Below are 11,293 nucleotides of genomic sequence, written 5' to 3'. Positions count from 1 at the left end.
CCACCCGCCAGCGAATACCATAGGGCTTCTCCCCCGAGAGTAAGCGGATCAATCGTAAGGCCAAAGCTGAAGAAGAAGATGGCTCCGAAGAAATCACGGAACGGAATAACCAGCTTCTCGATCCGTTTGACATGCTCCGTCTCCGCGAGCACCAGGCCGACCAGCAGCGCTCCGATCGCCTCCGCGACGTGAATCGTCTCGGAGAAGCCCGCCACCAGAAACAGGGCAGCGAAGATGACTAGCGCGAACAGCTCGCCGGAGCGGATATTGAGCGCCTTGTTAAGCAGAGGAACAAGCTTGCGGCCGACGATCAGGAGTCCCAGCATATAGGCCAGCGCGATCAGGGCCGACAGCAGCACTCCGCCAAGGGAGGAGGAGCCGCTGAGCACCAGGCCGGACAGAATGGAGATGTAGACGGCCAGGAATACGTCCTCGAACATGATGATGCCCAGAATCATTTCAGTCTCTGGGTTGGCGGTCCGCTTCAGATCGACCAGAACCTTGGCCACGATGGCACTGGAGGAAATGGTTGTAATACCGGCGATCACCAGTATCTCTTCGAGCGGGAATCCAAGACCCCAGCCAAGCAGCAGCCCCAGAGAGAAATTGATCAGAATGTAGATCGTTCCGCCCGTTGCAATTGATTTTCCCGCTTTGACCAGCCTGCCGACAGAGAATTCCAGCCCGAGATAGAACAGAAGGAACAAGACGCCGATCCGGCCCATAAACTCAATCAGAGCGGCGCTTTCGATAAACCGGAAGTCCAGATGCCAAATATGAAAGGCATGCGGTCCGACCGCCATACCGATCAGAATATAGAACGGGATGACAGAGAAGCGTAACTTTGCGGCGAGCAATCCGGACAGCGCCACCAGCGCGATCGCGAGTCCAACCTCGAATACGATATGGTTCATCGATCAACCACATCCATTCCGCAGAATTTGTCTGAATTGCTTATGCTGCTCCCGCTCCCCGGCGGCAACAACGATGCAGTCCGGCGTCAATGCAAGCCCCGGTCCGGGGCTGATATGCTTGGTGTGATTTTTTTCGATGACCGCTATGATCGTTACACCTGAACGGGCGCGGATATCAAGCTCGCCAATCGTACGTCCCACACAACTGAATCCCGGCTCCATACGGTACCACTCAATAATCAGATCGTCCAGCGCAACCTCGATGGATTCAAGCGACTTGGGCTTGTAGGTGACGCCTCCGACAATGGCCGAGATATATCTGGCTTCGTCATCGTCGAGTGTAACCATGGAAATACTTTGATCCGGATCGTCATATTCAAAATGATACAGCTCTCGCCGTCCGTCATCATGTACAATGATAGCGAGCTTATCGCCGCTGCGGGTCTGCAGCACAAATTTTTTCCCGATGCCGGGCAAATCGCATTCTCTGAAATTCATAATAAATCCAGCCTCCAATAATTCGGATGTATTGTATGTTTAGTATTTCGTCTTCATTGTATTCAACTGCCGAAAGCGGAAGCCACATAGTTCGAGGTATATTTAAGCGGATACAGAAGCAATCGTTTCAACAGCTTGACAATCAGTGGATAAAATAACGCTGCAAGTCCAGGCAAAAGATAAGGCTCCGGCATGGCCGCAGCCGTTGGTTCATATGAAAGACGCGATGCGGGGGCGGGGAGATGCTGCGGCGGGTGCAGGCGTGCGGAAACCGCTCCAAGGTGGCGTTCCTGCCGGTCGATGCTTTCCGTCCCGCTCTTCTGGGCAGCGTGGCCGATCCAGTCCGCAAAGGCGGATGCCGGAAGGGCAATAGCAAGGAAGATCACCAGCACAAGCCGGATTAGCCCATTGCGCATTCTAAAATCTATATATTGAGTCAAACGGGCACCTCCTTAGCCGATCTGGTATTAAAATCATAACATAGCCTCCCCAGAGATCCAAATAAACGGGCGAAATGAGTCAGTAATCAGTCGTGACCCCCTATTAGCGCAACCCTTGCCACGCAAATCGCGTAAATAATGTAAGCAATTGGGAGGGCAATAAGATCAGCTAAGCTTGAGAAGAAAAAAAGGAGGGAATAATATGAGCATATGGAACAGACCCGTTCCGATAGATCGTCCCGGCAGCTTTGGGCTCTTTTGGCATGTTATGCCGGTATTCTTCAAAATCTTTATTTTGCTGTTTCTTTCGGTATTGATTTTTGGTATCGCCAAAGGGATTAAACAGTGGATGGCTAACAATGAAAGCGAGCTGTTGACCGTTTCCTGCACAGCTGTTTCCAAGCGGTTCAGGGTAAGCGGCGGATCGGGAGATTCCAGCGCAAGCACGGATTATTATGTAACCTTTGAAACGTTGAACGGCGACAGGGTAGAGCTGAAGGTGCCCGACCGGTTCTACGGGCTGATTGTTGAAGGCGACCGGGGAGAGCTGACGTATCAAGGAACGAGATTCAAAGGCTTTGAGCGGGTATCCGATCGGGAAAGTGTAAGGTAACAAGTGAAAAAAGCGGACACATCCTAAAGGACGCGCCGCATATGCAGAATGACGTTGCTCCAATATCCGCTGTCCAGCTTGCTGATCTGAACTCCGGGATCGCCCCAGGTGTGTATAAATTCTCCGCCTCCGATATAAATGCCGACGTGGCCGGGAATGGTATCCTTATCGAATCTTCCCGGAACGGTGAAAAAGATCAGGTCGCCCGGCGCAAGCTGCTGCCGGCTGACGGATCTGCCGACATTATCCTGATCCCGGGCCAGACGCGGCAAATCGACACCGAACTTCTTGAAGACATGGCGGGTAAAGGAAGAACAGTCAAATGTCTTGGATTCTTCGTAAGGAGCCGCTCCGAACTCATAGGGAACGCCCAGATATTTCTTGGAAAAGGAGATCAGCTCGTCCGATTCTGATGATGAGAGGCTCTGGATACGGAACGGCTTATCGGATTTGGCCGATTTCTGCTGTCCCACCGTGTCTGGTTCTTTCGGGGGGACAATGGAAATCTCGCCGCTTCCGGGACTCCAGCTGACTTGGGTATGGAACAACTTGGAGAGCGCCTCTGTGGTCATGTAGATTTTACCGTTTTGACGCTTGGGGGCTTCCGGAAGAGTGCAACCCTCGCCAAGTGAGAAGGCGCTAGCTGAACCCGGCCGCACTCTGTACATGACGTCGCTGAATCCGATTTTGGCATAGCCGTCGCCCGATTCTTCTTCAACCCGGTAGCCAAGCGATTTGGCCGCAGGCTCAAGAGGGACCCATGTCTTGCCGGAGGAGTCGGTAACAGGCTGCTGTTCAATATAACCTCTGTACTGAACGGAGGGCTTGACCGCTTTTGTCCCGATTTTACCGTCGTTTCTCATGCTGCCGCAGGCTGAAGCGGTTACAACGGCTGCGCATAACGCGGAGGTCAGAAACACTATTTTTGTTCGATTCGCGTACATTTCTCACGCTCCATTTTCAAAATTGTAAATTCATTATGCTCAGCCGCCATCGGTGTTATGTGGCCGGGATGCAGGAAATGGCTGTCAGGAAAGATCCGGATGAGTGGCCGAGGGATGGAATACGCGATTACCGGGGGCTTGGCGGACATTATTTCGGATTGACGGAAAGCTGCACCTACATATAATATGGTTTCATAAACTATAGCAAAAGAGGGGTATCGACATGAAGAGAAAGAAATTATGGCTGGGGCTTAGCTTGTGCGTTATGCTCGCAGCGGCAGGCTGCGGCAGTGACAATAAAGGGGCGGATACCGGCGCAGCAGCTTCTCCAGGCAGCACCGCTCAGAGCACCGCAAGCGCCGATGCCAAAACTTACAAGATCGCTGTATCGCAATATGTCGAGCATCCGTCGCTGGATGCGACTTACGACGGAATTCTGGCCGCACTGAAGGATGCGGGAATCGTCGAGGGGCAGAACCTTACCGTTGACTTTGAGAACGCCCAGGCGGATCAAGCCAACAATCTGTCCATCGCCCAAAAAATTGCGGGAGAAGACAATGATCTCGTCATCGGCATCGCAACGCCGTCCGCCCAGTCGCTTGTTCAGGCAATCAAGAACGATACGCCCGTATTGTTTGCGGCGGTAACGGACCCGCTTGACGCCAAAGTGGTCACCAACCTGGAACGCCCGGGAGGAAATGTATCCGGGGCATCCGATACGAATCCCGAGGCGATTACAAGATTGATGGATTTCATCGCCGCCCAGTTTCCAAATGTGAAGAAGCTGGGACTGATTATCAATGAAGGCGAGGCGAACGCGGTCGTTATGGCGAAGCAGGCCAAGGCTGCCCTTGACAAGCATGGCATCGAGCTGATCAAGGCATCGGTGACCAATACTTCCGAGGTTAAGCAAGCCGCCGAATCTCTGGTTGGTCGGGCGGATGCGCTCTATATTACACTGGACAACTCGGTGGTAAGCGGGGTGGATTCCATCATCCAGGTGGCGAATGAGAACAAGCTTCCATTCTTCTCAAGCGACCGCGACACGGTGGAGAAAGGCGCTTTTGCCACAGTTGGCTTTAAATATTCCGACCATGGCTATCAAGTCGGACAAATGGCGGTGGAAGTGCTCAAGAACGGAAAGAAAATCGGCGATCTGCCGGTAACGGTGCAGCAGAAGCTGGACGTTATCCTTAATCTGAAAGCCGCCGCTTCCCAAGGCGTCGAAGTAACCGACGCCATGAAGAAAGAAGTAGCCGACCCAACCAACGATATCATTCAATAACACAGATTTGAACCGGGGCGATCCTTCACGGGCGCCCCTTGCCGTTTGAAGGAGGAAGTCATCATGTTGAATTCAATGCTTGGAGCGGTTGAGTTGGGGCTGCTGTATGCATTTATGGCATTAGGCGTATATATAACATTTCGGATTCTGGATTTTCCGGATTTGACGGTGGACGGCAGCTTCACGACAGGCGGCGCCATCGCCGCCGTCATGATCACCCATGGTTATTCGCCGGGGCTGGCTACTCTCGGGGCGCTTGCTGGCGGAATGCTGGCCGGGCTGTGCACCGGTCTGCTGCATACGAAAGGGAAGATCAACGGGCTGCTGTCAGGGATATTGATGATGATCGCGCTCTATTCGATCAACTTGAGAATCCTGGGCAAGCCCAATGTGTCGCTGATGGGCGAGACGACGCTGATCTCCCTGATGAATCCGCTATATGTCATGCCGTTTGTGGTCATTGTCGTCAAGGTGCTGATGGATGTTTTTTTTCGCACCGATCTGGGGCTTGCGCTGCGGGCAACGGGAGACAATTCCCGGATGATCCGCAGCTTCGGTGTGAACACGGACAGCACGACGATTCTCGGGATCAGCCTGTCCAACGGACTGGTGGCGCTCTCGGGAGCGCTCATTGCCCAGTACCAGGCCTTTGCCGATTCCTCGATGGGCATCGGGATGATCGTGATCGGCCTTGCCTCCGTAATTATCGGGGAAGCCATCTTCGGCTCGGGCAGCGTGTTCCGCGCGACGCTCGCGGTTGTGCTCGGCTCGATTGTGTACCGTATCGTTGTCGCGCTGGCGCTTCGGGTGGATTGGCTGGACGCCTCCGACCTGAAATTGATCACGGCGATCATCGTCATTGTCGCTCTGGTGTTCCCGTCGGTGCAGCGCTTCCTTAAGCAAAAGAAGAGCGCCCGCAAGCGCACGGCCGAGCTGGCCAGGCAAGCCTTGAAGGGCAAGAGAGGAGGCGCTGCCGATGCTTAAGCTCGATAATGTATCCAAGCTGTTCAATCCGGGCACCCCGGACGAGAAAATCGCGCTGCTTGGCATCGATCTGGAGCTGAATCCGGGCGATTTCGTAACGATCATCGGAAGCAACGGAGCCGGAAAGTCGACGCTGATGAATATTATATCCGGTGTCTTGAAGCCGGATCTTGGTGAAGTCCTTATCGAAGGAAGCTCGATCAGCCATTTGGCCGAGCATCAGCGGAGCCGCTGGATCGGTCGGGTCTTTCAAGATCCGATGGCCGGCACGTCGCCCCGTATGACCATCGAAGAGAATCTGGCAATGGCTTACAAGCGGGGCAAGGGCAGAGGACTGTCCATCGGCGTATCCTCCCCGAAGCGGAGGATATTCCGCGAAGAGCTTGGGCGGCTTGGCATCGGCCTGGAGAATCGTCTGCGGGCGAAGGTGGGCCTGTTGTCGGGGGGAGAAAGACAAGCGCTCAGCCTGCTGATGGCTACGTTTACGAAGCCGCAAATTCTGCTGCTGGACGAGCATACGGCGGCTCTTGATCCAGCCAGAGCGGATCTGATTACGGGCCTGACCGAATCCATCGTGCGGGAGATGAAGCTGACCACTCTGATGGTCACCCATAATATGGAGCAGGCTATCCGGCTTGGCAATCGTCTTATTATGATGGACAAGGGACAGATTATCCTTGATATTGACGAGCAGCGCAAAAAGGATCTGACGGTGGAACGTCTTCTGGGCGAGTTCGAAACGATCAGCGGACACAAGCTGGCGGACGACCGCATCGTGCTTGGCTAAGCCGGCAGTCTTGTTGTAACCCGGACGCTTGCCGCCGATATATCCGTTCTTGTGTCCAAAGCCATAAGAGCATAAGCTCCACGCCAGTGGGGCTTTTTGCTGTCATCGCAGGGTTAGCTGCCGCATCGTGTTAGCGTATATAATATAATTTATATCATTGAAAGGAGGTCGGAAGATGGATGAGCATATCGTATCCATGATCAAGCTGCTTATTGCCATGCTGTTCGGACTATTTATCGGAATCGACAGGCAGTTGAAGCAGAAACCGCTCGGCATTCGGACGAGTATGGTCATCAGTATCGCCAGCTGTCTCGTTACCATCGTATCCATCCAGGCTTTTGAAAAATTCTCGGGCCCCGATCATCCCAATATGGACCCGATGCGGCTTGCGGCGCAAATCGTCAGCGGTATCGGCTTTCTGGGCGCGGGCGTTATTCTGCGCAGAGGCGGCGATGCGATTTCCGGCCTGACATCGGCGGCGCTGATCTGGACGGCGTCCGGAATTGGCATTACAGTGGGAGCCGGTTTCTATGTCGAAGCGGCTATTGCTGTTGTGCTGCTCATATTTGCGGTCAATGCGGTTCCCTGGCTTATCCGGGCCATTGGTCCGCAGTCGCTCAATAATCATGACATTTTCGTCAAGATTATTATGGCGAGTGATGAGTCCATGAGTGAAGTCATCAACAAAATCGAGAATCGGGTGAGACCCGGTAAGAAGAGGAGTACAAGGAAATTTCGTGAAAGAGTGGTCCGGCGAATGAAGATCAAGGATCTGGATGACGGAAAGCAAATGATCGATATGGTGCTGTCCGCCCCCGACCGTGATTTTGCCACCGAAATCTATTATGATTTAAAGGAGATCGAGTTTATCTTGAACGTTGAGGTGGAACAGTTGTAAGAACGGGATCAGCAGTTCATTAAACGGGAAAAGAGGCGGGCAAATGGACATTCGGGCTTATGAAGGACCCTATGAGGGTGAAGACGCGGTATGGCTTAAGGCTGGCCGGTACGAGGCGGCGATGCTGCCGGGAACCGGAGGCAATCTGATCGCGTTCCGTGATACGCAGAGCGGCTATCGCTTCCTGCGTGAACCGGGACCGGGAGGTATCGAAGCTTTCAAGCAAAGCCCCGGCGTGTACGGAATTCCCGTGCTCTTCCCGCCGAATCGGTATGAGGACGGCAAACTTCCCTGGAACGGGCAGGTGTATCGGCTTCCGGTTAACGAGCAAGCAACCGGCAACCATATACACGGTTTTTTATATACGGCGGCCTGGCAGGTGGAGGACTTCGGGACCGGACGGAATGAGAGCTATGTCACGGTAGCGGTCAAAGTGGACGAGAAGCATCCGGCTTACGAATATTTTCCTTTTAAATATACGGTCAAGCTGCGCTATGGACTCTCGGAAGCGGGGTTGTCCCAGCAGGTTCTGATTCGCAATGACGGAGAGGAATCGATGCCGTGCCTGTTGGCCTTTCATACGGCGGTCAACGCTCCGTTTGCCCGGGGAAGCGCCGCAGCTGATTACCGGGTGAAGCTGACCGTCGGCGAGCGCTGGGAGCTTGATGACCGGATGCTTCCGACTGGGAGTTACCAGCCTCTTTCGCCCGAGGAGAAAGAACTGCGGGGGGAAGGCGTGTACCCGTTCTTTGCGCCGCTCGACAACCACTATACGGCTGTCCCGCAGAACGGACGCAACCGGATGGAGCTGACCGATACCAGGCTTGGCGTAACCCTGGTGTATGATGCGGGTACGTCGTACAAGCAATGGATGATCTGGAACAACGGGGCGGCGGAAGGGTTTTTCTGCCCTGAGCCGCAGATCAATCTGATTAACGCGCCGAATGTCGAACTGCCGGGGGAAGAAATCGGCCTGTTCAGTTTGCAGCCGGGCGAATATTGGGAAGAAACCGCGAGATTGTATGTAAAGGAAGCTTCGGCGCGAACCTGATTGGAGGAGAGTATGCAGCTTATTGCCATGCTTACGATGCTGATTGACCACATCGGCTATATCTTTTTCCCCCAGGAGCTTGGATGGCGGTATATCGGAAGAATTGCGTTCCCTATCTATTGCTACGCGCTTGTCCAGGGCCATCTCCATACCTCCTCGAAGTCCAAATATGTGCTGCGGCTGCTGGCAATCGCGCTGGTCGCGCAAGTTCCGTTCAATCTGGCTCTCGATCCGGGGGGACTGAACGTCGTCTTTACGCTGCTGCTTTCGGAGATCGTCCTGATTGCGATGGACAAGCTGCCAAGGCCGTGGATGGGTCTGTTCGTTGCCCTGCCGTTCGCGGCGGCAATGGATTATGTTCCGCTTGACTATAACGCGTACGGGCTGCTGTTGGTGTTGATCTTCCGCTACGCCCGTTCTTACAAGCTTGTTCTTGCGCATTTGGCGCTGAATGTGATTTATATGCTCTATTACGGCTGGACTGTGCAAATGCTGAGCGTCCTGCCGACTCTGGTGATCGCATACGGCCCTGCGCTGTGGGAACGCCTGCAAAAGCGGAGTATGCCGCGCCTGGTCTGGTGGTCTTTTTACCCGGCACATCTGGCTGTGCTTGCCGTCATCCGTTTCTTATACTTTGGCGAGTTGCCGGAGCTGGACTGGAGAAGTATTTTGGCTGTGTAAATCGGCGACGTCCCGCTTGATAATAAAGAAGAGGTTGTTACTGTGCTTCACGATGAGGCCAAGCTGGCGGTAGATACGGCTCTTCTGCCGTATGACAAGGAGCTGGATAAGCTGTACAAGTCGACGCCGGAAATCTTAAGAATGATCTGGGCATTACCAAAAAATCGATCGTAATCGAACCGGGCAAGGATTATTATGATATTGCCGTTGTGGACGGTGCGAAAGTTAAGCTGTCCGAGGCTCTCCATGCCCAGGTCATAGCGGACGGCGAAGGCCGGATTTACATTACCCGGGATTAGTGTTCCTTCGGGAACCGAATAAATCGAATAAGCCCTGTCGTTTCAACACAGTTGAAGCTGCAGGGCTTTTTTGTATACAGGGGTAATGCGACCCCACAGCACAATTAAGGGGCTTCAAGGCTGCTCACGGTTCAAAGTAATCTCAAGAGAGGTATTGCTCAGCGGTTTAGGCTGCGTCATGCTGCGAATATAGCGTGGAAGAAATCCATCCTTGACGGTTGACCACAGCTTGAATCCGGGAAGCTTCAGCAGATCGTCAATGCCGCTGCCTGCTGTCCCGGCAAAATATCGCGCGTTCAATCGGGCCATCGCTTCGGCCATTTCCTGTTTATTCTGGCTGCTGAACTCGCTGCCTGCAAGACTCTCATAGGCCTTCTTGTAGGAAGCGTCGATGAAGCTCTGCTCGGCATATTTCTTGAACGACAGCAGGCGGGAGTCGGTAAGACCTTCAGACGCGGCCCAGCCGTCTACATTTACGGGCGTTGATTGGTATGTCGTCCTGCCAGTCAGCGGATCGAAGGTCATGGCCCCGTACTGATGCGGATTCACCGCCAAGGCGCTTGTCGCAATATCGTACACGGCTGTTCTGTCCGGAAATTCAGAGCCGCCGTTCGCAAGATTCCGGCGGATGTCCTGCATATGGATATGGCCGGATAATACGAGGTTGAGCCTGTGTTCCCGCAGTTTTTTCATCACCTGTCCGCTGTTGTTGACCTTGAATCCGGGAATATTGAGATCGCTGTGATCCAGTACGTTGTGGTGCATGACTGTCAGAACCGCCGCATTCTCTTCGGCCGCCTGTTGAAGGCAGCTGTCTATCCAGGCGAGAGTCGAGGAGAGCACACGCCCGTCCGTCTGGGGATGTCCAAGCCTCTGGTTGTGGTTATATTGATTGCTGTCAATCATAAGCAGCCACAGACCGGGAGCCGCTCTGACTGCATAGCTCAGGCTATGCGGGTCCCTGGACAGGGCTTCATCGTAACCGAAACGCCCATATATGTCCGTAAAATCTTTATCCGTTATCCTGTCCGTCACCATTTGCCGATCACCCTTAAATGCCCTGGCCCATGGATTGAACAAATCATGGTTGCCCGGGATAACGTAGACAGATGAGCCCTTTTCCTCGATACGCGCCAACTTTCTTGCCAGCGACTTATGGCTTGCCCGTTCTCCATTATTCGTTAAGTCACCGCTTAAAATGATGAAATCCGGCTTCTTTATCTCGGCTTCATGTACAAAAGCATTCAAAATTTCGTCGATATACGGGAGCTGTTTGCCATCACCGGAAGCTACGAACGATTGAAAGGCGGTCCCGCCGTCATGAAGGCTTTTATCGAGATAGTGCAGATCCGTGGCTTCCCAGAAGTGAATTGTGCTTACAGATCCTTCCGCTGGAATGGCTGCACTGTTCTCCCGATCCCGACCTTCACAGCCGCTAAACAACCCGGAGAGCAGAAGGAGGGGAAGGCAAAGATATATAAGCCCCCTGGCTCTTTTTTGCCTCATAGGGGATGAAGAATCGTACATTTTATTAACCTCCATCGTTGCAAATAAAATCAGGAAAGAGAAGCGGGAATAAACTGCTCACGGGGCGGGTCTTTAAGGTATACTACGCAGACAAGGACAAGCGACGAATCGCTTGTCCTTGTTGAAATTGGGCTTGCTTATTTGGCTGCGGCGCTCGCTTCCGGGGAAGCGGAGGCTTCCGGCGATGCCGAGGCTTCCGCGTTCTTGGCGTCGGTCAGCGTGTTCGTAATCTTCGCACCCGAGGTCAAGGTCTGCATCCAGGTGCTGGACATTTCGTTGACTTTTTGGGAAATCAGCGTCTTCCGGATTTCTTCCTTGGAATTCTCCAGCGTTGGCGTAACGGCGTCCTTGTGGTCCGTTACTTTGATGATG

The 11,293-nt window shown here is 53.5% G+C and carries 14 protein-coding genes; 8 read left to right on the top strand and 6 right to left on the bottom strand.

Going from position 1 to position 11,293, the window contains the following annotated elements; genetic code table 11:
- From L692_RS0101980 to L692_RS0101970, 3 genes are all read right to left on the bottom strand, one after another.
- A partial coding sequence (locus L692_RS0101980; protein WP_025696715.1) for a cation:proton antiporter occupies positions 1 to 914 on the bottom strand: 914 nt, incomplete at its 3' end.
- Between the two features lie 3 nt (positions 915 to 917).
- Entirely contained in the window at positions 918 to 1,412 is a 495-nt protein-coding gene (locus L692_RS0101975; RefSeq protein WP_025696713.1) for a cation:proton antiporter regulatory subunit, read from the bottom strand.
- Positions 1,413 to 1,474: 62 nt separating this feature from the next.
- The gene (locus L692_RS0101970; protein WP_156940279.1) at positions 1,475 to 1,852 is read right to left on the bottom strand and encodes a hypothetical protein; all 378 of its coding nucleotides are present in this window, start codon (positions 1,850 to 1,852) and stop codon (positions 1,475 to 1,477) included.
- A 202-nt stretch (positions 1,853 to 2,054) separates the two neighbouring features.
- Here L692_RS0101970 and L692_RS0101965 point away from each other — a divergent pair, with 202 nt between their 5' ends.
- Positions 2,055 to 2,465, top strand: a complete 411-nt coding sequence (locus L692_RS0101965) for a DUF2500 domain-containing protein (protein ID WP_025696709.1) — start codon at positions 2,055 to 2,057, stop codon at positions 2,463 to 2,465.
- Positions 2,466 to 2,488: 23 nt separating this feature from the next.
- On the opposite strand, the gene L692_RS0101960 is transcribed toward L692_RS0101965, so the two are convergent.
- Positions 2,489 to 3,409 carry a C40 family peptidase gene (locus tag L692_RS0101960; RefSeq protein WP_025696708.1) on the bottom strand — a complete coding sequence of 307 codons (921 nt, stop codon included), beginning with the start codon at positions 3,407 to 3,409 and terminating at the stop codon, positions 2,489 to 2,491.
- Between the two features lie 223 nt (positions 3,410 to 3,632).
- Between L692_RS0101960 and L692_RS0101955 the strand changes: the two genes are divergently transcribed.
- The 7 genes from L692_RS0101955 (at position 3,633) to L692_RS33770 (ending at position 9,269) form a co-directional block, all read left to right on the top strand.
- Complete coding sequence (locus L692_RS0101955) at positions 3,633 to 4,694, top strand: ABC transporter substrate-binding protein (protein ID WP_025696707.1); 1,062 nt, start codon at positions 3,633 to 3,635, stop codon at positions 4,692 to 4,694.
- A gap of 63 nt (positions 4,695 to 4,757) precedes the next feature.
- Positions 4,758 to 5,678 carry an ABC transporter permease gene (locus L692_RS0101950; RefSeq protein ID WP_025696706.1) on the top strand — a complete coding sequence of 307 codons (921 nt, stop codon included), beginning with the start codon at positions 4,758 to 4,760 and terminating at the stop codon, positions 5,676 to 5,678.
- Positions 5,671 to 6,465: an ABC transporter ATP-binding protein gene (locus tag L692_RS0101945; RefSeq protein ID WP_025696705.1), complete on the top strand. Its 795-nt coding sequence runs from the start codon at positions 5,671 to 5,673 to the stop codon at positions 6,463 to 6,465. The genes L692_RS0101950 and L692_RS0101945 overlap by 8 nt, the downstream gene beginning before the upstream one ends.
- A 175-nt stretch (positions 6,466 to 6,640) precedes the next feature.
- Positions 6,641 to 7,363, top strand: coding sequence for an MgtC/SapB family protein (locus L692_RS0101940; RefSeq protein ID WP_025696704.1), 723 nt, complete (start codon positions 6,641 to 6,643; stop codon positions 7,361 to 7,363).
- A gap of 43 nt (positions 7,364 to 7,406) precedes the next feature.
- Positions 7,407 to 8,414, top strand: a complete 1,008-nt coding sequence (locus L692_RS0101935) for an aldose 1-epimerase (protein WP_025696703.1) — start codon at positions 7,407 to 7,409, stop codon at positions 8,412 to 8,414.
- Positions 8,415 to 8,426: 12 nt separating this feature from the next.
- Positions 8,427 to 9,095: a TraX family protein gene (locus L692_RS0101930; RefSeq protein WP_025696702.1), complete on the top strand. Its 669-nt coding sequence runs from the start codon at positions 8,427 to 8,429 to the stop codon at positions 9,093 to 9,095.
- Positions 9,096 to 9,137: 42 nt separating this feature from the next.
- Positions 9,138 to 9,269: a hypothetical protein gene (locus tag L692_RS33770; RefSeq protein WP_269636710.1), complete on the top strand. Its 132-nt coding sequence runs from the start codon at positions 9,138 to 9,140 to the stop codon at positions 9,267 to 9,269.
- A 239-nt stretch (positions 9,270 to 9,508) separates the two neighbouring features.
- Here L692_RS33770 and L692_RS0101920 read toward each other — a convergent pair whose 3' ends face one another.
- Together L692_RS0101920 and L692_RS32305 are read right to left on the bottom strand one after the other, a co-directional pair.
- The gene (locus L692_RS0101920; RefSeq protein ID WP_025696701.1) at positions 9,509 to 10,921 is read right to left on the bottom strand and encodes a metallophosphoesterase; all 1,413 of its coding nucleotides are present in this window, start codon (positions 10,919 to 10,921) and stop codon (positions 9,509 to 9,511) included.
- Positions 10,922 to 11,058: 137 nt separating this feature from the next.
- Positions 11,059 to 11,293: peptidylprolyl isomerase (locus tag L692_RS32305; protein ID WP_036721462.1), on the bottom strand; the 235-nt coding region annotated here is incomplete at its 5' end.

The sequence above is a fragment of the Paenibacillus forsythiae T98 genome (assembly GCF_000520735.1).
Lineage (GTDB): Bacteria > Bacillota > Bacilli > Paenibacillales > Paenibacillaceae > Paenibacillus_AQ > Paenibacillus_AQ forsythiae.
The sequence above is the reverse complement of the archived record's forward strand: the minus strand, read 5'-3'. Positions and strand labels throughout refer to the sequence as shown.

Coding starts and splice junctions, on each gene's coding strand:
- L692_RS0101975 (WP_025696713.1), bottom strand. CDS start 1,412: ATGAATTTCAGAGAATGCGATTTGCCCGGCATCGGGAAAAAATTTGTG.
- L692_RS0101965 (WP_025696709.1), top strand. CDS start 2,055: ATGAGCATATGGAACAGACCCGTTCCGATAGATCGTCCCGGCAGCTTT.
- L692_RS0101960 (WP_025696708.1), bottom strand. CDS start 3,409: ATGTACGCGAATCGAACAAAAATAGTGTTTCTGACCTCCGCGTTATGC.
- L692_RS0101955 (WP_025696707.1), top strand. CDS start 3,633: ATGAAGAGAAAGAAATTATGGCTGGGGCTTAGCTTGTGCGTTATGCTC.
- L692_RS0101950 (WP_025696706.1), top strand. CDS start 4,758: ATGTTGAATTCAATGCTTGGAGCGGTTGAGTTGGGGCTGCTGTATGCA.
- L692_RS0101945 (WP_025696705.1), top strand. CDS start 5,671: ATGCTTAAGCTCGATAATGTATCCAAGCTGTTCAATCCGGGCACCCCG.
- L692_RS0101940 (WP_025696704.1), top strand. CDS start 6,641: ATGGATGAGCATATCGTATCCATGATCAAGCTGCTTATTGCCATGCTG.
- L692_RS0101935 (WP_025696703.1), top strand. CDS start 7,407: ATGGACATTCGGGCTTATGAAGGACCCTATGAGGGTGAAGACGCGGTA.
- L692_RS0101930 (WP_025696702.1), top strand. CDS start 8,427: ATGCAGCTTATTGCCATGCTTACGATGCTGATTGACCACATCGGCTAT.
- L692_RS0101920 (WP_025696701.1), bottom strand. CDS start 10,921: ATGTACGATTCTTCATCCCCTATGAGGCAAAAAAGAGCCAGGGGGCTT.